Below are 23,304 nucleotides of genomic sequence, written 5' to 3'. Positions count from 1 at the left end.
TGAGGCTCTGGTTTTAGTGAGCAAAAGTCTGCTTTTGAGGGTAGAAGAACGGGGGCCGAGAGCATCAAGCTCTGACCTTGATGAATAGAATAAATAACAGAGGGCGACCAAGCTCGCCCTTGGGCTGTGAAAGAAAGCGAGTCAGTCTTTAAGCCAATACACCTTGGGTTCATCCTGCTCACAGAAGACGGAGACACACTCGCCACGGCTCACCAACAGAAATTCCTGCAACTTGAGGTTGGCGCTGGCCATAAAGCCGCTGCGCTTGGCCTCCTGGCGGTACCAGCCGCCGTTGGAGATCTGAAATAACCAGCCATTGGAGAGGCTGCATTCGGTCCAGAACTCCATCAGATCGCCCTCATCCAACATTCGAAAGCCAACCACAGAGTCAAAATGAACCTGCGCCCTGCAGCCTTCGACACTTACCTCGATATCCAAGCCCTGACTGTCATAGCAAAGGCGAATAAACCTCACCTCATCACCGAGATAATCTGTCGCTATCGGTAAGCCTTTGGTTTCGAGCATGCTCCCCCCAGGTAAGGATATAATGCCTTACTTTAGAAGGATAATAATTGCCGGTGCAAGCTGATTTGGCCAAAAAGTAGCTATATACCCATAAAGAGAGTGTGCTTCAGTTCCGGGGAACTGAAGCACACTCTCCAAATATTTTCTGTTATAGCGCTTAAGGTTTAAGCGGCGCTTCAAAGCCGTAAGAGGCCAGAATGGATTGCCCCTTGGGAGAAAGAATATACATGGCCAGCGGCCAAGCGGCAGGGTCGGCCTTATCCAGCACCAGCATGCCATAGTTGGCACCTACTGCCAGCGACTCAGGCAACGCCACTATCTTGAGATCAGGCACTTCTTTCTTGGCCAATACGGCATTGGTGCAATAAGTTAAAAATACATCCGCCTGTTTATTGGCCATCACCCAGCCATAGGGGTTTTTGCCTTTAGGGGGTTTGGCACTGTCGGCACCACCGGTCAGCTTGAGCGCCTTGGCCGCCAATTTGGCCTGGCTACCGGGCTTGATAACTTCGGCGCGGTCAAACACCTTGAAAGCATAGTCACCGGCAGGGTCGGCCTTGGGAGTGGAGGTGCCCAGCTTGATTTTGCTGTCCAGCAGAGTATCCAGCATGTTTTCTGTCGTCAGCGGGACATTATCTTGCGCCAAGGCGCACAGGCGGTTACGGGCAAACATCACCACAGGCGCGCCCTTGCCTTCCTGCATCAGTTTCTGTGGATGCTTCATATTGGCCGAAGCAAACAAGTCGACCTTCTCGCCCTCTTCAATTCGGCCTCTGAGCAAGCCTGAAGGGGCAAACTGGGCATTGACCTTAACGCCGCCATCGGCCTGATAACTGGCGATAACATCCGTCATGGCGGTCTTCAAACTTCCCGCGGCCCTGAACTCAAGATCCGCCGCCTGAGAGAAGGCGGGCAGTAACAGGGCGAGTAAGCAGACACTCTTTTTCATTTATTTTTCTCCGGTGTATAAGATACAGATGCCGCTAAACTCAACCAAACAGCATCACAAATCAACGCACCACGGCAAAACTTGTCATAAATTCCCCTCAAGATCACGCCATCTGACAGGGAAAACCGGAGAAAGGGACAATTTGACCCAATAAAAAGGGCCGCCGCAGCGACCCTTAAACTTAAAATCTTAGCCGAGAGGACTAAGAATAATCTCTACCCGACGGTTCTGTGCCCGCCCCTGAGGGGTGGCATTTGAGGCGATTGGGCTGGCCTCACCTCGGCCTTGGGTCAATACTCGCTGTCCGGATACACCTTTACGGATCAAGTAATTACCTACTTCGCTGGCACGAACCTGTGACAATCTCAGGTTGTAGGACTCAGAGCCGCTACTGTCGGTATAACCCACCACATTCAGTTGAGTCTTGTCATATTCCTTGGCCACCAGCACTACGCTGTCCAATACCCGCATGGCGCCGCTACTGAGATCTGTCTTGTCGACCTGGAAAGTCACTTCATTGGGCATATTGAGCACTATGGTATCGCCCACCCGGGTTACGCTGACGCCGGTTGAAGCCAGTTGCTGACGCAACTTGGTTTCCTGTACATCCATGTAATAGCCGATACCACCGCCTACGGCAGCGCCGGATGCTGCCCCGATCAGGGCGCCCTTGCCCCTGTCGCTCTTACTGGAAGAGGCCACACCTATGGCCGCGCCGGCTACGGCACCGATCAGTGCTCCGTTGGTCGCCTTGGCAGTCTGTTGTTCATTGGTATAAGGATTCACTGTGGTACAGCCAGTTGCCAGCAATGCCAGCAACAGAGGAGCTGTCAGAAAAGCGCGCTTTTTCATGTTATTTTTTCCTTCGTCTGCTTGTTCCAACCTAAGCGGAACCTACCTGGCGCCAAAGTATATAGCAGCGCTTCAAGCAGACAATCCCCCGGAGGTCATAGAGGTGGCAAATCCGCACGGCATTCAGCATAGATTCAGTCAAATCCGACTTTTCCAACCCGGATTGTCAACCAAGTGTCATGGCGTTGACATCAAGTAAAACCCCAAAATAGAGCAGACTGCACTCTATTGGGTAGCGCCCGGCAGGCTCTATCGACAAGGAAATGAGTTAATTCACTTTTATATCAATGCATTAAAGTAAATATAAAAACTGGCATGTTTCTTACATACCTATAAAGCAGTATTCCACTGTTCAGGAGTCATGATGAAAACACTGATGAAAATACACGACAGTTGGCATTCGCTCTGGCATTCACTCTGGCATTGCCTCAAGCACTTGGGCTACAGCCAATGGGATGTGGAATAACAGAGGTGGAATCACAGCTCTGGAAAACCATTCTTGGAGCATCAAGGAGGCAGTATGGAAATTAACGAGCAGAAGCTGCGACAGCAAGCCATTAAGGAAGTGACTCAAAACGGCAGGCTCATGTTTGACGTTGCCCGTCAGCATGGGATCTCCACCAAACTGGTTTATCAATGGCTGGCGCAGGATGAAGCGGCAGGCAGACCCAGACAATCCCGGCTGATGGGGGAACTGCAGCAACTGCAGCAGCGCATTCGTCAGTTGAGCCAGGAGTTCAGCTTAATCCGTTAAAGTTTCGACAGGAGCGAACCTGACACACAGTTATCGCCCCCAACGATAAAAAATGTACATATAACAATGATAAAGCGCTACATTTTTTAGGTTCGTTCCTGTCATTTTATTACCGTTACCGGCCGCTTAAGCGCTTGCCAAAAGAGATGGCATAGGCCGCGGATCTCAGCCGCAGCACAGGGTCGTCACTGGCGGCGATCCCTTTACTGAGCACATTGGGATCAAAGTTCAGCTTGTCACAGGCTGAAGTCGCAACCGAGTCTATGCTCAGGCGCCCGAGGGCGACTCTGGGCCGGTTATCCGGCCACTGCTGTGAAGGGTCCAGCAAGGGATCCCCCTCCTCGGCCAGGGTCAGCTTAAGCTCAAACTGAGCCGGTCCTGTTTTCAGCCTCTGCATCAACCTGTCCTGCAGAAAATCATCCGGCAATTGTGCCAACTCGGCATCCGTCAGTGGTTGCTCCCCGTCCACAGGCCAAAGCTCCCAACGGCCAAAGCGCTTTTGCTGGCCTTGGTTACCAAAAATAAAACTGTGAATGCCAAAGTAGCTGACTGAGGTATAGGCCGCCGGTGGATTGTGCTGCTTGAGCCACTGCCCCTGGCGGGCGGCATCCGGATGCTGCTGTAGATAGCGTGCAACCGCGCCGGTTTCCCCCTCACGCTGAGCCAGAGAAGCGCGCAGCAAGCCAAGAAAACTGTCGGGATTTTTACCCGGAAACACTGGTGTGGTCAGCCCGGCCAACTGATGCACCTGCCCATCTGGCAGTTCGATGCGTACGCCTATCCCCCTTGGGCTGCGACTGGTATCGGCCACAAAAGGATCGCCACCCGCCATGGAAAAACGTACCTGAGCGGGCAGTGCCTGCTCTGTGGCAAACAGAGGTAGTTCCTTGAGCCAGACCTCCCCGGCACTCGGCCGGAAACTACCTATGGTGCAAATTCCCTTGGCATGTCCCTTGCGCTCTCCCGGATGTTGACCGGAAAGCACTTCAAATACTTGGATAAAATCATTTGCCTGAGCCGCCATTACCGAACTGGAGCCCAAAACACCCAACTGAGTCCCCAAGAGCAATAACGCAGGCCAAACCGATACTCTCATGCTTACTCCCTTTGTAAAAATCAGAATCCAGGCCTGAAACAGGCCGCCCAACCCAGACCGGGAACAGCGGCGGATTATTTCAGGAGTGGGCCAAAGGCCATGCTATGCTGAGGACGATGACAGACGACAGGAGGCGGCAATGCAATATCGGATTGAGCAAGACACTCTGGGCGAAGTCAAGGTCGAAGCAGACAAATACTGGGGCGCCCAAACCCAGCGCAGCCTGGAAAACTTCCCCATAGGCCCGCAAGCGAGTATGCCAAAGGCCATCATCCACGCCTTCGCCCTGTTGAAAAAAGCCGCAGCCCAGACCAATGCCGAGCTTGGGCAACTGCCCAAGGACAAGGCGGCGCTCATCGCCAGAGTTTGCGACGAAATCTTGGCGGGCCAACTGGAGCAGCACTTTCCACTGGTCATTTGGCAGACCGGCAGCGGCACCCAAACCAATATGAACCTCAACGAGGTGATAGCCAATCGCGGCATGGCTCTGGCAAACAAGGCCATCAACCTGAGCCCGAATGATGATGTCAATCGCAGCCAGAGCAGCAATGATACCTTCCCCAGCGCCATGCATATCGCCGTGGTGCTCAAGACCTGCAGACACACACTGCCCGCCATAGCTGCGCTGCGCGATAGCCTAAAACACAAGTCACAACAGTTTGCCGATATTCCCAAAACCGGCCGCACCCACTTTATGGATGCCACCCCGCTGACACTGGGACAGGAGATCAGCGCCTGGGTGACTCTGTTGGATAAAGGCATAGGCGCCATAGAGCAGGCGTTGGCAAACTGCCGTGAATTGGCCCTTGGCGGCACAGCCGTGGGGACTGGCCTCAATGCTCCCATAGGTTACGCCGAGCGCGCCGCCGAGCTGATATCGTCATTCAGTGGTGAGCAGTTTGTCAGCGCCGCCAACAAGTTCGAAGCACTGAGTGCCAGCGATGCCATGGTGGAACTCAGCGGCGCCTTCAAGCGCCTGGCGGTCAGCCTGATGAAGATAGGCAATGATATTCGCATGCTCGCCAGCGGCCCCCGTTGCGGTATAGGGGAACTGCAGTTGCCTGGCAACGAACCCGGCTCCAGCATAATGCCCGGCAAGGTTAACCCGACTCAGTGCGAGGCGCTGACCATGGTGGCGGCTCAGGTGATGGGCAACGATCTTGCCGTCAGCATAGGTGCCAGCAACGGCCAGTTTCAGCTCAATGTCTTTCGGCCGCTCATCGCCGCCAATCTGCTGCAAAGCGCCGAGTTGCTGGGTGATGCCTGTCTGAGCTTTGATGAGCGCTGCGCTTCGGGGCTGGAACCCAACCGCCAGATGATTGCCAAGCAGTTGCAGCGCTCCTTGATGTTGGTCACCAGCCTCAATCCTCACATAGGCTATGCCAAGGCTGCCCAAATCGCCAAGGACGCCCACCAAAGAGGCATTAGTCTGAGGCAAGCCGCGTTGGAGTCAGGACTGGTAACCGAGGCCGAGTTTGATACTTGGGTCAACCCGGCGAACATGCTGGGTCCTTTCGAGGTTAAATTGTAAATTTGTATTAAAACGTATCAGCATTAGAGCTAATCGCTGTATTATGCCAACTCCTCGCCATGGATTAGGCTTATTCAACTGATAAGCAGTCATTTACAGAATGAAATACCAAAATATCTTATTGGCACTGAGCGCGCTCATGCTGACCCAATGCAGTTCACTCGACCTCAACCAATGCCAAAACTCAGACTGGTTTTCCCTCGGGCTTCAGGATGGCAACAATGGCGCTCATGCCAGCAGAGTCAATGATTATGCCGAGGATTGTGCCGAGTTCGGCATTCGGGTTGATCATGGCGAGTGGCGCGATGGCTATCTACAGGGGTTGCAAAACTACTGTCAGCCGGAAAACGGCTACCGAGTCGGCCTGGCGGGTGAAGGCTATGCCGGGGTCTGTTCCAGCAACGCCTTTGTCGAACAGTACAATGCCGGCTACCGCCAATACCAGCTCAACAAACGCGCCGATGAGATCCGCAGCCGCCTGCGTCAGATAGATTATCAAATCCGCGATCTGGATCAGAAGCTGGTGTCCATGACAGACAAGGCCAGCACCCTGGAGAAGAAAAAACAGCTGCTGAATGAAAAAGACAAGCTGGTGAATGAGCTCAGGTATCTGCAAGTCCCGGATGTGCAGTTCAGATGGCAATTCTGACACTTGCCGACCTTGAGTTAAACCGCCGACAGACCGCCCAGGCAGATAAGCAAAGGACTAAGCAAGAAGCTTAGTCTCGCCGCTTATCTGTCGCTCGGGCAAGAGACAGAGAAGCGCTGAAACAACAGCCTACCTCAGCAAGGAAACATACCGGCGATAACTGACGGCAAAGCTCTAGGCGGCATCGAATAACAACTCACCTTTGATTCGGTCACCAAGATGCATATCCAGAACAAGGTTTGCTGATCGACTCATATCCAGTCCCCCCATATCCAGTCCCGCCCGGTCGAATCAACATCGGGCTTGGGCAGCGCCAGCAAACGGATCCCCAAACCATCGAGTATCTTGAAGACAGTAGAGATATGGACATCTTCAGCTATCTTACCCCGGCTCAAGGTTTTGTTGGTGACACCACAAAGCATTGCCGCCACATCCTGAGTGAGTGCCGCTTCCTTTCTGTGGGCCTTAATCCAAGCGCCCGACGCATATGGAGTTAATGGGGCCATAAGAACGACGCAAAGTGTAGTTAAATACACTTTTCATCCATTCAAGCTGAAATCACCATGCCTGTTACTGCGGGAACAGACCGGCGATACCGGCGATAATGGCCGCTGGCAGGATTGCCACTACAGCAAGCACGGCGACGGCGCTGCCGAGGCAACCGGAAAGCTGGCTCTGTCTTGCCTTAAGCTCAGCCTCTTGTATCGGCCCAAAGGCCTGCTCAGCCGCCTGAATTCTTTGCTGCAACTGCCGCTCGGCAGCAAGGGCCATCTCTTTGGTGTCACAGGGCTGCTTTTCAGTGACCAGGGCCAACTCGCCCTTGAAAGCATGGCCGGTAAAGCGATAGTTGCCTTCAGAGAAGGTCTTCTTTTCAAACTCGAGCCCGAGCACAGCATTGCAGCCACACTGCTTAGCCAGTTCTTCTATATACTGGCGCCCCTTGGCCGGATCTTTGAAAAAACGGGTCGAAATAGGCAAACGCAACGCGGCGTCACCATGCTTGGGATTGCTGCCCTTGGAGGTGAAGAAATTCAGCAGTCGCTCGCTTATATAGACCTCAGGAATACGGATCTGCTTGGCAGACAATCCCTTGGGAGTTGGCGTAGGGTCAAACTCGACCAGCACATTCTTAACCAGCTTAGCCTCATCACTCCTGTTCACCAGGGCCGAAACATGCAGAAAATAGCTTTCACCATCATCCCCATTGATAAAGCCAAATTTTTTAGATGAGACATACGAAACGACTTTTCCTTTCACTACACAATCCCGATAACTTTCTCTACGACTTCCAAAGCCCTATACAACAACAGCCACAAAAAACCGCCGCAGCAACAGAACAGATCCAAGCAAGCGATACTAACATCTCAACCCGGCAGCTACTGCTGCAACATCCTCAAAATCCGGTTAAAACCGTTCACTTTTCCCTAAAAATCATCGCCGCTTCCCCGCCAGACACTTTTTGCCAGTTAACAGACCAACAAAACCATTCACAGAAGCCACTAGCTCAAGCGACCAACTTAAACGGGCAACTCAAGCAGGCAACTCAAACAAGTTACTCAAACAAGTCACTCAAACAAGTTACTTCAGCCAAACCGCACAACAAAACCCCATGCGGTAAAGCTTGTTTTTCACCGCGGTAATATTGTAGGATTGGCTAGGCTTTTAACAAAAAACCAACGAAAGCAATACTTAAGCGTTAGCTAAAGTGCGAATAACAATCAGGGATGGCAGCCGCTCTCATCCGAGCAGGCAAAAGGCAAGGACAAGCTTTTAACACCTCACCTCATCTACCTCCCTGACAAAAACCACTTTAACGGCTGTGCAACTTGTGCCCTAAGCTAAGGTTTTACCAGCCACAAGTTGATAGCTTTAGTGTTGTTTTTGTTGAAATTTAATCAGGTTCAGTACGCTCTGGGATAGCTAGAATTCACTGCGGTAGCCATCCCTATAGATAGGGATTACAGCCCTAAAACTGAGTCAACTTAGAATTATCTCTTAATAACATTCTTCACTGAGAATCGCTCGTCCTTAGCTCAATGGGTGATACCTCAAACAGAATTTTGCACTGCTAATGCTTCCCCATGTAAAGGAAAACTATGTTCATCCTAGGCTTCCGACTAGCGAACTATTTCTCATATATGAGAATTTGGCACGGCAAAAGTTATAAACAATCAACCACTTTAAAAACAAACTTATCAACAATAAATGTGGATAAGCCTGTTGATAACCAAAGTCAGAGCAAAAAGTAACCAAAAAAAATTGCTAATATCAAAAACATATTGATACCATTGCACGCTCACAACAAATGAAGACTGCGCTTGAGATCAAAAAGTCCAGCATGGTCTACAATTGTGATTGTGAAAACAAACTCTAAAAAGGGATAGCTTATGTCCACATTACTTGTCATCTTGAGCGCTGTAAGCATTACCATTGCTATAAATTTCTTATTTTCAGCACATTGGAACAAAAGACAACGTAATAATATGAAAGCAAAAGAGAAAAATTTACGTAGAGCGGGTATCACCCCCTACGGTTCAACACTGTCACATGGGATGTGCATTGACACCAGAACAAATACCATTGTTTCAGATCAAAAAGAATCTATTATGTGGTATAAGAGATTGATTTAGAATAAATTTTTTCTAAAAAAGCTCACTTCATAGTGAGCTTTTTTTATTGTCACCTCAAAACCACCTCCTATGGAGGTGGTGATCGTCAAGTCGGGGCTCAGCCCGAAGAGTGCCCATACTGCATACTGACTCGGTTTGTTACCAGCAAATCAAGGAGTAAGCGATATGAGCAGATATGAAAGTGCATCGCACGTCTTCTATCGCTGTCGGTATCACATTGTGTGGACGCCAAAGTATAGACACAGGATCTTGAAGGGCCGAGTTGGGCAGGAGGTTTGTCGCAGTATTTATATCTATAGCGGCATGAAGAAGTGTCGGATAGTAGAGCTAAATGTCCAGATAGACCATGTTCACTTACTGGTGAGACTTCCGCCAAGCTTGAGTGTTTCGTTTTTTAAAGGGAAGAACGGCGATAAGACTGTTTAACAAATTCCCTTATTTACGAAAGCATAAATTATGGGGTAACCACTTTTGGCAAAGAGGCTACTTTGTAGATTCAGTGGAAGCAAACGAAGAGAACATTCGTCGATATGTAAGGTATCAACAGAAAGTAGAGGCGGAGGAATCAAACGGTCAGATCAAGCTTAGTTTGGATGGGTAATTCTTTTAGCCCCCTTCTAGGGGGCTGTTCAAAGCCACCTGCTATGCAGGTGGATTTTTTACATTTTGAGGGAAATATGCAATATACTCATATAGGTTGGACCCCCTGTATCAATGGACATTTAAACTTTGGACTTATGACTCCAGGTATATTTGGTGGGTTTACCAATATTTCATCATGTGACGCAAAGCGTACAGCTATTAACTATGGATTTAAAGCTCAAGATGACCATCATGCAAGAAGAATAATTATTCAATCTAAAGTTGACTGGAAAGACACTCCTAACTCTGAAACAGATGGAAACTTTAGAGTTATATTAACTGCCGAGACCAATGAAACAAACAACCTTGATGATCGGCACCTTTGGGGTACTGTATACATATATCCTCTTAAAGCAGAACCTCCCAAAAATGATGGAAAAATTGACTTACCTTGGTTTGATTTAATTCATAAATCCAATGATTTAATTTCAAATTATAGAAATATGCTCGAAAGCGAAAAGAGCAATGAAAGTTGGACAACGACTCAAAGGGCATTAAATAAAAACTATGAAGATTTATCATTTTGCCTTAAAAATAAAGATACACATCCTATAAAAGAGCACTTTTACAAGGTGAAATTTTATGTAAACAGCCGAGGAATGACTGAGTTAAAAATGGATATAGAGTCTAATCCAAGAAGTGACTATATAATATTAAGACAGGCATTTTATTACATAAAATATTCACTTCACTCACACAAACATCATCATGCAGCAGAAGACTCGCTGACAACAATAGTTCAAAAGGAAAGTTCAGAAGATACAAAAAATGAAGTTGGCTTACGTATAATTGGACAGTTAAAAAGGGAACTTACAGCAATAAAAAGAACATACTCCAGTGGAGGAAATAAAGTATTTCACGATGAGCAAGGAATCATAGCCTATATGAATTCATTGTATAAATCCTTACATAAAGACAATTACTTGACTACTGAACAATATGATAGAGAAACCATTTACTTAAAGTCTATAAAAGAGTCATTTAAGGTTCAAATAGAGAAGCAAACAAAAAAAAATGAAAAAGAAAAAGAGATAAAGAACACGGCCAGGACATATTTAGCATTAACTCTAACAATAACGTCAATTCTATGGTTAACAGTTCTTCAGCACTTTACTACATTTTCAACTATCAAAGTAAACTCAAAACCAATTGAATTCGCTGAGAGTATCATTTACTTCTTCATTATATTATCATGCTTAATCGCAACATATAAATTTCAGACTAAAAAAATCATTAAAAACACCTTAGATACCGAGGGCCTTAGAACTTGGGTAGAACAGTATTACATCACAAAGGATAATGAATTCAAGAAAAAAATCACTAGAAGTCGAATTTTAGCCATAACAATTATTATTGTGACAGCGTTATTTTTTTTCTTTACTCCATTGGTAATTGGTCACTTAAATAAATACTATTAAGCGTATTTTCTAATTATTAAAAATTACTAGAGGGAAAAGTCACACCAAAAGTCAGGACACCCACAACACTTTTGCTTTGTGGAAGAGGAGGGTGTTCAAAATTCTGTGTCACGTTAAAAATCACAGATCGATGTGAGCATCCAGTCGTCCTTCAAAATAGATGGACAGCTGAGATAGCGTTAAATTCCAGTTTTGAATCGGGTGTGACCACCGCTCCTGAGCCTTCAATATACCGGCGTAGAGCAGTTTGAGTAAACTGTTCTCGTTGGCAAAACCACCCTTGGTTTTCGTCAGTTTACGAAACTGACGATGTACGGCCTCAACCGCGTTCGTGGTGTAGATAGCCTTACGCACGTATTCCGGGTACTTAAAATAGGTCGATAACAGCGCCCACTTGTTGCGCCAGAGGAAAGAGTGAGGACAGCCACAACACTTTACCCGCAGATTGCACCAAATAACCCGGCATATGCGCATCAGTGACCGTCGCCAACATGGATGTTGGCGCCGAGCTTACAAGGATGTATTCACAGCGTGTCACTGAGGTGCATATGCATAAGGCCTGCGGCAGGCAATGAGTGGCACAATCAGCCGGAAGTCATTCCAAACCACTCCCCCGCCCTCGGCAGAAACCTCTGGAATAGAAAAGGCCCGCGTTCGAAAAAGAGTTAGGACAGCCACAACACTTCACCCGCGAAAGAGTGAGAACAGCCACAACACTTCACCCGCAGATTGCACCAAATCACCCGGCATATGCGCATCAGTGACCGTCGCCAACATGGATGTTGGCGCCGAGCTTACAAGGATGTATTCACAGCGTGTCACTAAGGTGCATATGCATAAGGCCTGCGGCAGGCAATGAGTTGCACAGTCAGCCGGAAGCCATTCCAAATCCAAACAAGCAAAAGTCAGGACACCCACAACACTTTTGCTGTGTGGAGTCTACAGGGACCTATCTATTAGTAAGAGGGCGACAAGCCTGCAGCCCTCTGGTGGGACTCGTCCTGCTGGGCCTGGAGATTCGGCATCTCCAAGCAGTCAGATCGGTGAAAATGGAATCTTTGGAAGGCCAGAAAATAGAAGATGTGGCTCAAGTATTGACATTCCTGCTAATGGCGACAAACCTCATGAGACATTGCATTACCCATCAAAAGAGCAGAACAAACAATGAAATACTTAAAGTTTAGTACTGGTGATGTTTCACTGAACATTATAAAACACATTCTTTTGAACAATAGAGTGATTGGGTATGGTGTCCCAACATCACAGAACTTATCTTGTGCTTGGATATTTAACCTTTATTTTGAAGGTTTTGATAAAACTCTCAGTTTTTCATCAGATGTTGCGAGTTCTACAGGATGGAAAGAATATGGGTATTTAAGAATGGACTTGAAGCCGGTTGAAAGTAATAAAGAGTTAATTACATATGTGGCTATTGAGCCGATAGATATTTCATCGCTTGATATTCTAATAAATGAAGAAGATGACATAATTGCTGAATGCGGACTTATCTTAATTGAAGAAAATAAAAGATGGGTTGTGATATCAACTTCCCCAGCACCCGGAGCGGTTTCTGTTAAAGCGGACTTTAACACTGTAGGATATAAGCCGGAAATATTGTTGGAGCAGTGCAGCATAAAGAGGATTTGATTTTTCATAAAGAACAAAAGTCAGAACACCCACAACATTTTTGCTGTGTGGAGCCTACAGGGACCTATCTATTGGGGAAGAGTGAGGACAGCCAAAACACTTCACTCGCAGATTGCACCAAATCACCCGGCATATGCGCATCAGTGACCGTCGCCAACATGGATGTTGGCGCCGAGCTTACAAGGATGTATTCACAGCGTGTCACTGAGGTGCATATGCATAAGGCCTGCGGCAGGCAATGAGTGGCACAATCAGCCGGAAGCCATTCCAAACCCAAACCACTCCCCCGCCCTCGGCAGAAACCGCTGAAATGGAAAAGGCCCGCGTTCGAGGCGCGGGCCTTTTCCTTTCTCGGAATAAGCAAAAGCCCCGATACCTTTGGCATCGGGGCTTTCCTTTTTTAAGTTCTAAGCTTCTGAGCTTAAGACCGACATTGCATCTAGCGCAGGAAAAATCGTTTTAGAGCCAAGCATCTTGCCGCGACGTTTAGTGAACTAAACGAGTGTCAAGATAACGCCGCTATAGACGATTTTAACCAGCTAGGATCACATCATGCCGCCCATTCCGCCCATACCACCCATACCGCCCATATCAGGCGCAGCCTCTTCCTTTGGCAGCTCGGCTACCATGGCTTCGGTGGTGATCATCAGACCGGCTACAGAGGCCGCGAACTGCAGTGCAGAGCGGGTAACTTTGGTTGGGTCCAGGATACCCATTTCCAGCATGTCGCCGTAAGTGTCGTTACCGGCGTTGTAACCATAGTTACCGCTGCCGTTCTTAACGTTGTTGGCAACAACAGAGGCTTCTTCACCTGCGTTGGTGGCGATCTGACGCAGTGGGGCTTCCATGGCGCGCAGGGCGATAACCACACCGTGCTTCTGATCTTCGTTGCTCACGTCCAGCTCACCAATCTTGGAGGCAACGCGAACCAGGGCAACACCGCCCCCAGGAACCACACCTTCTTCAACGGCGGCGCGGGTAGCGTGCAGCGCATCTTCAACGCGTGCTTTCTTCTCTTTCATTTCCACTTCGGTAGCGGCACCGACTTTGATTACCGCAACACCGCCGGCCAGCTTGGCCATACGCTCTTGCAGTTTTTCTTTGTCGTAGTCGGAAGTCGATTCTTCAACCTGCTGCTTGATCTGGGCAACACGGGCTTGAATTTGAGACTCTTCACCGCTGCCATCGATGATGGTGGTGTTGTCTTTGGTGATAACCACGCGCTTGGCAGTACCCAGGTCTTCCAGAGTGGCTTTTTCCAGCTCCAGGCCAATCTCTTCAGCGATAACAGTACCACCGGTCAGGATAGCGATATCCTGCAGCATGGCCTTACGACGGTCACCGAAACCAGGCGCCTTAACGGCAGCCACTTTAACGATACCGCGCATGTTGTTGACCACCAGAGTCGCCAAGGCTTCGCCTTCAACGTCTTCGGCAACGATCAGCAGTGGCTTGCCAGTCTTGGCCAGGCCTTCGAGGATAGGCAGCAGCTCACGGATGTTGGAGATCTTCTTGTCAACCAGCAGGATGAATGGGTTGTCCAGTTCAACAGAGCCGGTTTCAGCCTTGTTGATGAAGTAAGGAGACAGGTAACCGCGGTCGAACTGCATACCTTCAACTACGTCCAGTTCGTTTTCCAGCGCCTGACCTTCTTCAACTGTGATCACGCCTTCTTTGCCCACTTTTTCCATCGCGGTAGCGATGATTTCACCGATAGACTCATCAGAGTTGGCAGAGATGGTACCTACCTGAGCGATAGACTTGGAGTCGGAGCAATCCTGAGACAGGGCTTTCAGCTCGGCAACGGCGGCGATTACAGCCTTGTCGATACCGCGCTTCAGATCCATTGGGTTCATACCGGCGGCAACGGCTTTCAGACCTTCGGTCACGATAGCCTGGGCCAGTACTGTGGCGGTAGTGGTACCGTCACCGGCTGCGTCGTTGGCCTTGGAAGCAACTTCCTTAACCATTTGCGCGCCCATGTTTTCAAACTTGTCTTCCAGTTCAATCTCTTTGGCGACTGAAACACCGTCTTTGGTGATCAGTGGTGCGCCGAAGCTCTTGTCCAGAACGACGTTACGGCCTTTAGGGCCCAGTGTGACTTTAACTGCGTTAGCCAGAACATTCACGCCCGCCAGCATTTTTACGCGAGCGTCATTGCCAAATTTTACTTCTTTAGCTGCCATGTTGATTATCCTTAAATTTTTCGATTACTTTGGAAGGTCTTTAATGGTTCGAGTGGTTTATTCCACTACGGCCATCAGGTCAGCTTCTGACAAGATCAGGACTTCTTCACCGTCGATCTTCTCTTTCTTGACACCGTAACCTTCGTTGAAGATCACTACGTCACCTACCTTCACGTCCAATGGCTTAATGTCACCGTTTTCCAGGATACGGCCATTGCCAACAGCCAGTACTTCACCACGGGTAGACTTTTCGGCTGCGCTGCCGGTCAGTACGATGCCACCGGCCGAAGTGCTTTCAACTTCCAGGCGTTTGACGATCACGCGGTCATGTAATGGACGAATATTCATCGATGGATTCTCCTAATGATTTTTGCCCAATATGAGGCGGTTCATGGTTGATGTAAAAGGCGGCCGTGCCAATTGGCTTTAGCCGCTTGATGTTGGCTTATATGGGGGCCGTATTTGGCACTTCCAAGGGGACAGCTCAAAATTTTTTGAAAATTTTTGAGCCTCGTTTTTTAAAGCCAGGGCAATCCTGTTAGAATCGCGCTTCCGCACGATTGACTTCATCCATTTCACAAGAGGCAGATACGGGCCATGAGAGACAGACACGGGCTGCTCAGTCAGCCGATAGGTCGTGTACTGCTTAATATGAGTGTTCCCAATATGTTAGGAATACTCACCGTGCTGGGCTTCAACCTGGTAGACACCTACTTCATCAGTAAGCTGGGCACAGAGGCGCTGGCGGCAATCAGCTTCACCTTTCCCGTGACCCTGGTGGTGTCGAGTATTGCCATCGGCATAGGCGCCGGAGTGTCCACCAATCTGGGGCGCCTGATTGGCGCCGGGCACGCCCCCAAGGCCAAGGTGTTTCTGCACGACGCCCTGCTGCTGACCTTTATTTTGACTGCCGGGCTATCCTTGCTGGGCAGTTTGTGTATCGAGCCGCTGTTTTCTCTGCTGGGCGCCAAAGACGACATACTGCCGCTGGTGCATGAGTATATGAATCTCTGGTATCTGGGGGCGCCGCTACTGGTGCTGTTGATGGTGGGCAATCAGGGCCTGAGAGCCACTGGCGACACCCGCTCACCGGCGGCGATTTTGTCGCTGGCGGCGCTGATTAACCTGATCCTCGATCCGCTGCTGATCTTTGGTATCGGCCCTTTCCCCAGGCTGGAAATTCAAGGTGCCGCCGTGGCGACCCTGATCTCCTGGCTGATGGCGCTGTCGCTGTCCAGTTATCTGTTGGTGGTCAAACGCCATATGTTGGTGGCCGCGGGTTGGTGTTTCAGCCGCTTTGTCGATAACTGGAAACAGCTGGCCCATATCGCCCAACCGGCGGCGCTGATGAATATGATCAACCCCCTGGCCAATGCCGTGATGATGGCCATGCTGGCCAGGATAGATCACGCCGCCGTAGCCGCCTTCGGTGCCGGTACCCGGCTGGAATCTTTGCTGCTGATTGTGGTGATGGGGCTGTCTTCCAGCCTGGTGCCCTTTATCGCCCAGAATCTGGGCGCCGGTCAGAAAGAGCGTGCCCGTGAGGCATTGCTGCTGGCGCTGAAGTTTGTGCTCCTGTTCCAGACCCTGCTGTATATTCCGCTGGCGCTGCTGGCGCCGCAAATTGCCGCCTTGTTCAGTACCGACCCTCAGGTGCTGGAATGGCTCAGCTTCTATATTCTGGTGTTGCCCGCCGCTTACGGCCCTCTTGGCGTGGTGATCATAGTGGCCACCTCGCTCAACGCCTATCACAGACCCATGGCCTCACTGGTGCTGAACCTGTGTCGCCTGTTCCTGTTGATGCTGCCACTGGCGGCGCTGGGCGCCTTCCTCGGTGGGGTAAAAGGCCTGATGCTGGCGCTGCCGCTGACCAACATACTCATGGGCATTGCCAGCTATTATCTGGCCAGCAATATCAGCGAGCCGCAGAAAATCAAATCTCCCTGCCCCAACGAGGGATAAGCGCTTGGCGACGCCAGAGAGCTGAGAGTATGTACGGCTGTGGTTGCCGCCACAGTATCCGAAAACTGACGCCGCGGCCACTGTTACGGCGCCTGTTCAAAGAGCTGAAGTAGCCACTGACACAGTGATAAACCACTGATAAATAAGTGATAAATTTCTCCAACCAGCGCTGCAAGTTATGAGGGGTGAATAAAAAAGACCTTCCGAGCGGAAGGTCTTTTTTATCAGTGTTTGTGCCGATCACCTGCGCTGCCGGGCCGACTATCATCTTGGTCTGTTTTATCTTCCGTATCCTGCTGCTGATGGCCTTCATTACGCTGAGGGCTATTTTCACCTCGCTGAGGGCCATTTTCACCTCGCTGAGGGCTCTCTTCTTCCAGCTGAGGGCTCTCTTCTTCCAGCTGATGGCTCTCAGGACGCTTATCGGAAGGGTCGGCCTTGCGCTCAAACTCGCCCTCGAATACATCACCGCCTTGACCTCTTTGATGAGGTGGCTCAAAGGGGTTCGGACCGGCTCTGAATTGAGCGCTGGCAACCACCTTGAGCTGCATCCGCTGATAGAAATAACGCGCCAGCGGTGCCCTAGTGATAGGGGTCAGTAGAATAAGACCGATAAGGTCGGTAACAAACCCCGGAATAAGCAGCAGAATACCGGCCATGGCCAGCATCATGCCCTCGACTATCTCTTGCCCCGGCGCTTCACCGACGGCCAATTTTTTCTGTACCGACATCAGGGTACTCAAGCCCTGGCTACGAACCAGAGAAACACCGACCACCGCGGTGAGGATCACCAATGCCACAGTGTTCCAGCTGCCCAGGACTTCGCCAACCCGGATAAGCACCGAGAGTTCGACGACAGGGATCAGCACAAAGATGATCAACATTATCAGAAATGGCATGTAGGCCTCATTTTTTGCAGTAGTTGAAAACTAAATGGGGATAACCCGGTCTGATTTCAAGTCCGCAGCCTGCAGCGGGTTTGGCGCTTAAGCTCACTGTTTCAGCAAAGCCTTAATGCAAGCCTGCGGCAAAACACGTAAAGTAGACGCTCGATTTTAATCCCCTTGGCTTAAGTCAGGTTTAATTTAACCCGCTCATTATGGACATAAAATCTCAACAAGCGCTGCTGGTTTTTTGCAGTTGCCCGGATACAGACAGTGCCAAAAGCCTGGCCGCAACCTTGGTGCGCGAGTCGCTGGTGGCCTGTGCTCAGGTGAGCCAGACTGTGGATTCCTTTTATGTCTGGCAGGGCGAACTCTGCCAGGAGGCTGAAGTCAGTCTGCAGCTCAAGTGTCTGGCTAGCGCCTACCCCAGGCTGGAGCAGAGAATACTCGAGCTGCATCCCTATGAAGTACCTGAAATTATTGCTGTGCCCATCAGTCATGGGCTGCCCGCCTATCTGGATTGGATAAAAGACAACACTAAGCTATGAAGAAAATACTTACCCTGCTGCTAGGCAGCCTGTTGCTTCTCAGCCCACTGGTTCAGGCCGATGGGATCTTTGGCAACAAGCAATTCGATTTTCTCAAGAGTGAACCTGAGCTGATGCCCGTGGATCAGGCCTTCGCCTTCGACTTCAGTCAGCAAGGCAATAAGGTCAAGCTCAGTTGGGTGATAGCCGACGGCTATTACATGTACCGCGACAAACTCAAGTTCAGCATAGATGGCGGTGAACTGGGCGAGATAGCCCTGCCCCAGGGCAAGGGCCACACGGATGAGTATTTCGGTGAGCAGCAGGTGTACTACTCCTTCATCGAAATTCCAGTTGCCATCAAAGAGGCAGGTGAAGCCGCCAAGTTATCCGTCACCTTTATGGGCTGCGCCGAAGGCAAGCTCTGCTTCCCGCCGACCACCAGAGACGCCCTGCTTAAACCTGTGGCGGCCAATGATGGCATACTGCCCGATACCGACAAGAGCGCCGATGCAAAAGCGCCGGCTCCCAAGGGCCAGGCGGTAACCCAACAGGATAACCTGCTGGATAAACTGCTCTCCGGCGACAGCACCCTACTCAACTACCTGACCTTCTTCGTGTTGGGGATAGGTCTGGCACTGACTCCTTGCGTGTTCCCCATGTATCCCATTCTATCGGGGATCATTGTCGGCCAGGGGCAGAAAGTCTCCACCCGCAAGGCCTTTACCCTGTCGATGGCTTATGTGCAGGGTATGGCTATTACCTATTCGCTGCTGGGGTTGGTAGTGGCTTCGGCCGGCCTCAAGTATCAGGCGGCGCTGCAACACCCGGCTGTGCTGATCACCATAGCCATACTGTTTGTAGTACTCAGTTTGTCTATGTTTGGTCTCTATGAGCTGCGCCTGCCCGCCAGTTGGCAACAGAAGATGAACAGCCTCTCCAACAAACAAAAGGGTGGCAATCTGCTGGGCGTATTCGTCATGGGGGTACTTTCGGGCCTGGTGGCCTCGCCCTGTACCACGGCGCCTTTATCGGCGGTACTTGTGTACGTGGCGCAAACCGGCGATCTGCTGCAGGGCTTTTTAACCCTCTATATTCTCAGCATGGGAATGGGACTACCGTTGCTGCTGATAGGCACCTCGGGCGGTAAGTTGCTGCCGCGCGCCGGCACCTGGATGAACATAATCAAGCATGTGTTCGGTTTCCTGCTAGTGGCCGTGTCCATCATAATGCTGGGCCGTATCTGGCCTGGATTGGTGTCGGATCTCATGTGGTCTGTTTGGGCCATCGTCTTTGTCGGCTACCTGATGCACCAGAACAAGCTGAGCCAGTTCAACTGGAAACAGACAGTGCGCAGCGTGATCCTGACCCTGCTGTTGCTGTCGAGCTTCTCCTATGGCTTCCAGGCGGTTATGAGCGCCATGGGCTACCACTTCATGGGGCAGCAGCAAGCCGAGCATCATACCTTCAAACGGATCAAGTCGCTTGAAGACTTCAAGAGCGAACTGGCGGATGCCAAGGCCGCCGGCAAGCCGGTGATGTTGGATCTCTATGCCGATTGGTGTGTGGCCTGTAAGGAGTTTGAGCAGATCACCTTCAAGAATGCCGAGGTTAAACAGCGGATGGAACAGATGGTGCTGCTGCAGGCCGATGTGACCGCCATGGATGAAACCGATGTCGCCCTGCTGGAAGCCTACGATGTGCTGGGGCTGCCGACACTGCTGTTTATCGATGAGCAGGGCCAGCTGAAAAATGAGCTGAGAGTGACAGGTTTCATGGCCCCGAAAGAGTTTGCCGCCCACCTGGACATACTGCTCGAAAATTAGCGTTCAGGGACCTTGGCAAAGGATCTAGGCTCTTTACTAAGGAGCACTAGTCTGTAGGCCCACCCGAAGCAGATATGGGACTTGCAGACACCTTACTTAAGCACCAATACTTTTGGAAAAGCGAACTTATCAGCAGATAAGTTCGCTTTTTTATTTAAATTTAATGCTCTTCTTATAGAATACCCTTCAAATAGCCATCATTTTTCCCGAAAGAATAAAAATGGAACCAGCAATTCTTGTTATTACCTTGGCCTGCGGCATGCTGGTCAACCGCATCAATTTACCACCGCTTATCGGCTATCTGGCTGCCGGCTTTGTGCTCTATACCTTGGGAGTAGACAATGACAGCCTGCCAATGCTTAACGAACTGGCCAACTTAGGGGTTACCCTGCTGCTGTTTGCCATAGGCCTCAAGCTGGATATCCGCAGCCTGTTCAAGGCCGAAGTCTGGGCCGGCTCCAGCCTGCACCTGATGTTATCCATGGTGATCTTTGTCCCTATTCTCAAACTGCTGGGGCTGGTTGGCCTGGTGCAATTGACCAATCTTACGGTCGAACAGCTGACCCTGCTGGCCTTTGCCCTGAGCTTTTCCAGTACTGTGTTTGCGGTCAAGGTGTTGGAAGACAAGGGCGATATGCAATCCCTCTACGGCCGGGTCGCTATAGGTATTCTGATTATGCAGGATATCTTTGCGGTATTGTTCCTGACCATTTCCAAGGGCGAGTTTCCCTCGATATGGGCGCTGGCACTTCTGTTACTACCGTTAGCCAAACCATTGATATACAGAGCCTTTGATAAGGTCGGCCACGGTGAACTCCTGGTACTCTTCGGCTTGGTGATGGCTTTGGTGGTCGGCGCCTGGCTGTTTGAGTCTGTGGGGCTAAAACCGGATCTTGGCGCGCTGATCATAGGCATACTGCTGGCAGGACACAAAAAGGCATCCGAACTGGCCAAGTCACTGTTCTACTTTAAAGAACTGTTTCTGGTGGCCTTCTTCCTCACCATAGGTCTCAACGGTCTGCCGAGCGTGACAGATATTATGCTGGCTGTATTGCTGGTGACGCTGATCCCGCTGAAAATCCTGTTGTTTGTCTATATCCTCACCCGCTTCAAGTTGCGCTCGCGCACCTCTATGCTGGGCTCATTCAACCTGGGTAACTTCAGTGAGTTTGGCCTGATTGTGGCTGCGGTGGCCACCAGCAAAGGCTGGCTACCCTCTCAGTGGCTGGTGATCATTGCCGTGGCACTGAGCTTCAGTTTTGTATTGGCGGCACCACTCAACGCCATGGTGGGCAACATCTACCAGAAGTACCAACAGAAACTGGTAAAACTCGAGAAGCACCCGCTGCACCCGGAAGACAGGCAGATCCCCGTGGGCAATCCGCGCTTCCTTATTCTGGGGATGGGGCGCATAGGCTCAGGTGCCTATGATGAGCTTAAGGCCAGATTCGATGGCGAGATTCTGGGTATTGAACACAAACAGGAGTTGGTGGATTTCCACCGCGAGCAAGGGCGTAACGTAGTGCAAGGTGATGCCTCGGATACCGACTTCTGGGAAAAACTCGACCGAGCTCCAGGGCTTGAGCTGGTGCTGCTGGCGATGCCGTATCATGCGGGTAACATGTTTGCGGTTGAGCAACTCAAGAAACTGAATTACCAAGGCAAAATCAGCGCCATAGTGCAATATGGTGATGAAGGTGTGGCGCTGCGTGAATCCGGCGTACACAGTGTTTACAACCTCTATGAAGCCGCCGGTGCCGGTTTCGTCGAGCATGTGGTCTGTGAACTGCTGGCGGCCGAAACCGTCAAGGAAGCCGACGCCAAGAAAGCGGTTTCCTGATACTCGGCGCAAGCGAAAAGCGTCACTTATCAGTACCGGCTTTGAGCCTCACCCTGTCCACTCACGGCGGGTGAGGCTTTTTCCTTTCATCTTTCCGAATACCCCCAATCCCCCCTGGAATGCAACCGGGATAAAAATCTCACTTACACCTCAGTGACAGAAATGATATAACAACAAAAAAGCAGTCATTTATGTTGCTGTTCGAGCGTTTTTTTGCGGAATCCATAAGAGCATGTCGAATCCTGCCCCCAGCGTTACAAAACTCTTTGTCAAAACCTTCGGCACCAAGCCCGATGCCCTGTATCAGGCCCCCGGACGGGTCAACCTTATCGGGGAACACACAGACTATAACGAAGGTCTGGTGCTGCCGGCGGCAATCAACTTTCACACAGTGATCGCGGTCAAGCGCCGTGACGACGACAAGTTCCGCGCCGTATCAGGTGCCTTTCCCGGCATTTTTGAATGGCACTATGGCGATGAAGGCAGCATGAACGAGGATGAGGGCTGGGTCAGCTACCTCAAGGGCTTTACCTCGGCCATGGCCCAAAGTGGTCTGCCGGCTCGTGGCCTGGACCTGGCAGTGATCGGCAATGTGCCCGCCAACGCCGGATTGGCCTCGTCGGCCTCGCTGGAAATCGCCTTCGGCACCGCCATCAATGACACCAGTCAACTGCACTTGTCGCCACTGGCCATAGCACAACTGGCACAGCGAGGTGAAAACCACTATGTCGGCCATAGCTGCGGCATTATGGATCAGATCACCTGTGCCATGGCCGAAGCCGGTGCAGCGCTGCTGATCGATTGCCTGGATCTGGACTGCGAAAGCGTGCCCTTCCCCGAGGATCTCAGTCTGCTGATCATCAATTCCGGCCTACCCTCCATCGCTCACAACAAAGAGTTTGGCGAGCGCCGCTTGCATTGCGAACAGGTGGCCGGACATTTCGGATTGGATACCCTGCGCCACTTGTCGCTCAGGGCGCTGCAAAGCGCCGAGGATGAACTGGACCCGGTTGCCTTTCGCCGCGCCCGCCATGTGATCAGTGAAAACCAACGCACCCAGAGCGCCTGTCGCGCCCTGGAGCAGGGCGATATCGCCAGGCTCAGCAAACTGATGGCCGAATCGCACCGCTCGATGCGCGATGACTTTGAAATCAGCCATCCGGCAATTGATACCCTGGTGGAATTGATAACCGAAGTCGTCGGCGAACGCGGTGGAGTACGAATGACAGGCAAGGGCTTTGGCGGCTGCGTCATAGCCCTGGTGGAACATGAGTTGACCGACAAGGTGATCGCCGCCGTCGAACAGCAATATCCGGCCAAAACCGAGCTGGAGGTCAGTGTGTACCTGTGCAGCCCCAGCGACGGAGCCAGCCGCCTGGACTGAGT

The 23,304-nt window shown here is 50.7% G+C and carries 19 protein-coding genes and 3 pseudogenes; 12 read left to right on the top strand and 10 right to left on the bottom strand.

Features of this window, described 5'->3' with window-relative positions:
• Positions 1-141: 141 nt before the first annotated feature.
• The 3 genes from WKR14_RS02575 to WKR14_RS02565 form a co-directional block, all read right to left on the bottom strand.
• Positions 142-525, bottom strand: coding sequence for a hypothetical protein (locus tag WKR14_RS02575; RefSeq protein WP_101056029.1), 384 nt, complete (start codon positions 523-525; stop codon positions 142-144).
• Positions 526-682: 157 nt separating this feature from the next.
• Positions 683-1,474 carry a molybdate ABC transporter substrate-binding protein gene (locus tag WKR14_RS02570; RefSeq protein WP_101056030.1) on the bottom strand — a complete coding sequence of 264 codons (792 nt, stop codon included), beginning with the start codon at positions 1,472-1,474 and terminating at the stop codon, positions 683-685.
• 189 nt (positions 1,475-1,663) lie between these two features.
• Complete coding sequence (locus WKR14_RS02565; RefSeq protein WP_101056031.1) at positions 1,664-2,326, bottom strand: OmpA family protein; 663 nt, start codon at positions 2,324-2,326, stop codon at positions 1,664-1,666.
• Positions 2,327-2,846: 520 nt separating this feature from the next.
• On the opposite strand from WKR14_RS02565, the gene WKR14_RS02560 reads away from it, so the two are divergent.
• Positions 2,847-3,080: a transposase gene (locus WKR14_RS02560; RefSeq protein WP_101056032.1), complete on the top strand. Its 234-nt coding sequence runs from the start codon at positions 2,847-2,849 to the stop codon at positions 3,078-3,080.
• Between the two features lie 115 nt (positions 3,081-3,195).
• Here the strand turns inward: WKR14_RS02560 and WKR14_RS02555 are convergent, their stop codons facing one another.
• Positions 3,196-4,176: a catalase family peroxidase gene (locus WKR14_RS02555; RefSeq protein WP_339087318.1), complete on the bottom strand. Its 981-nt coding sequence runs from the start codon at positions 4,174-4,176 to the stop codon at positions 3,196-3,198.
• A gap of 139 nt (positions 4,177-4,315) precedes the next feature.
• On the opposite strand from WKR14_RS02555, the gene fumC reads away from it, so the two are divergent.
• Positions 4,316-5,707 (top strand): class II fumarate hydratase, encoded by a 1,392-nt coding sequence (gene fumC, locus WKR14_RS02550; protein WP_339087317.1) that lies wholly within the window; start codon positions 4,316-4,318, stop codon positions 5,705-5,707.
• A gap of 100 nt (positions 5,708-5,807) precedes the next feature.
• Positions 5,808-6,356 carry a DUF2799 domain-containing protein gene (locus WKR14_RS02545; RefSeq protein ID WP_165564402.1) on the top strand — a complete coding sequence of 183 codons (549 nt, stop codon included), beginning with the start codon at positions 5,808-5,810 and terminating at the stop codon, positions 6,354-6,356.
• Positions 6,357-6,607: 251 nt separating this feature from the next.
• On the opposite strand, the gene WKR14_RS02540 is transcribed toward WKR14_RS02545, so the two are convergent.
• Positions 6,608-6,862, bottom strand: a complete 255-nt coding sequence (locus WKR14_RS02540) for a helix-turn-helix domain-containing protein (protein WP_234554946.1) — start codon at positions 6,860-6,862, stop codon at positions 6,608-6,610.
• Between the two features lie 64 nt (positions 6,863-6,926).
• On the bottom strand, positions 6,927-7,613 hold the full coding sequence (locus WKR14_RS02535; protein ID WP_301560899.1) for a cold-shock protein: 687 nt from the start codon (positions 7,611-7,613) through the stop codon (positions 6,927-6,929).
• A 1,130-nt stretch (positions 7,614-8,743) separates the two neighbouring features.
• On the opposite strand from WKR14_RS02535, the gene WKR14_RS02530 reads away from it, so the two are divergent.
• The 3 genes and pseudogenes from WKR14_RS02530 to WKR14_RS02520 all read left to right on the top strand — a co-directional run bounded on the left by WKR14_RS02530 (position 8,744) and on the right by WKR14_RS02520 (position 11,046).
• Positions 8,744-8,986 carry a hypothetical protein gene (locus tag WKR14_RS02530; RefSeq protein ID WP_339087314.1) on the top strand — a complete coding sequence of 81 codons (243 nt, stop codon included), beginning with the start codon at positions 8,744-8,746 and terminating at the stop codon, positions 8,984-8,986.
• Positions 8,987-9,151: 165 nt separating this feature from the next.
• Positions 9,152-9,587: pseudogene (gene tnpA / locus WKR14_RS02525) on the top strand (IS200/IS605 family transposase).
• On the top strand, positions 9,580-11,046 hold the full coding sequence (locus WKR14_RS02520; protein ID WP_339087313.1) for a hypothetical protein: 1,467 nt from the start codon (positions 9,580-9,582) through the stop codon (positions 11,044-11,046). The pseudogene tnpA and the gene WKR14_RS02520 overlap by 8 nt, the downstream one beginning before the upstream one ends.
• Before the next feature lie 120 nt (positions 11,047-11,166).
• Here WKR14_RS02520 and WKR14_RS02515 read toward each other — a convergent pair.
• A pseudogene (locus WKR14_RS02515) lies at positions 11,167-11,451 on the bottom strand (transposase); the annotation flags it as partial.
• A 759-nt stretch (positions 11,452-12,210) separates the two neighbouring features.
• On the opposite strand from WKR14_RS02515, the gene WKR14_RS02510 reads away from it, so the two are divergent.
• Positions 12,211-12,693, top strand: a complete 483-nt coding sequence (locus WKR14_RS02510) for a hypothetical protein (protein ID WP_071477206.1) — start codon at positions 12,211-12,213, stop codon at positions 12,691-12,693.
• Positions 12,694-13,238: 545 nt separating this feature from the next.
• Here WKR14_RS02510 and groL read toward each other — a convergent pair.
• Positions 13,239-14,879 (bottom strand): chaperonin GroEL, encoded by a 1,641-nt coding sequence (gene groL, locus WKR14_RS02505; protein ID WP_039033505.1) that lies wholly within the window; start codon positions 14,877-14,879, stop codon positions 13,239-13,241.
• A 57-nt stretch (positions 14,880-14,936) separates the two neighbouring features.
• The gene (locus tag WKR14_RS02500; RefSeq protein ID WP_025010152.1) at positions 14,937-15,227 is read right to left on the bottom strand and encodes a co-chaperone GroES; all 291 of its coding nucleotides are present in this window, start codon (positions 15,225-15,227) and stop codon (positions 14,937-14,939) included.
• Between the two features lie 249 nt (positions 15,228-15,476).
• On the opposite strand from WKR14_RS02500, the gene WKR14_RS02495 reads away from it, so the two are divergent.
• Entirely contained in the window at positions 15,477-16,841 is a 1,365-nt protein-coding gene (locus WKR14_RS02495; RefSeq protein ID WP_224865873.1) for an MATE family efflux transporter, read from the top strand.
• Between the two features lie 341 nt (positions 16,842-17,182).
• Here WKR14_RS02495 and WKR14_RS02490 read toward each other — a convergent pair.
• Positions 17,183-17,740 (bottom strand): annotated as a pseudogene (locus WKR14_RS02490) (FxsA family protein); the annotation flags it as partial.
• Positions 17,741-17,940: 200 nt separating this feature from the next.
• On the opposite strand from WKR14_RS02490, the gene cutA reads away from it, so the two are divergent.
• From cutA to galK, 4 genes are all read left to right on the top strand, one after another.
• On the top strand, positions 17,941-18,273 hold the full coding sequence (cutA, locus tag WKR14_RS02485) for a divalent-cation tolerance protein CutA (protein ID WP_096141068.1): 333 nt from the start codon (positions 17,941-17,943) through the stop codon (positions 18,271-18,273).
• Positions 18,270-20,078 carry a protein-disulfide reductase DsbD gene (locus WKR14_RS02480; RefSeq protein ID WP_339087310.1) on the top strand — a complete coding sequence of 603 codons (1,809 nt, stop codon included), beginning with the start codon at positions 18,270-18,272 and terminating at the stop codon, positions 20,076-20,078. The genes cutA and WKR14_RS02480 overlap by 4 nt, the downstream gene beginning before the upstream one ends.
• 220 nt (positions 20,079-20,298) lie before the next feature.
• Positions 20,299-21,918: a cation:proton antiporter family protein gene (locus WKR14_RS02475; RefSeq protein ID WP_101056382.1), complete on the top strand. Its 1,620-nt coding sequence runs from the start codon at positions 20,299-20,301 to the stop codon at positions 21,916-21,918.
• 232 nt (positions 21,919-22,150) lie between these two features.
• Positions 22,151-23,302, top strand: coding sequence for a galactokinase (gene galK / locus WKR14_RS02470; protein WP_165564394.1), 1,152 nt, complete (start codon positions 22,151-22,153; stop codon positions 23,300-23,302).
• Positions 23,303-23,304: the final 2 nt, after the last annotated feature.

The organism is Shewanella chilikensis, assembly GCF_037953065.1.
GTDB lineage: Bacteria > Pseudomonadota > Gammaproteobacteria > Enterobacterales > Shewanellaceae > Shewanella > Shewanella chilikensis.
Note: the sequence above shows the minus strand (reverse complement) of the source record. Positions and strands in the feature narration are given on the sequence as shown.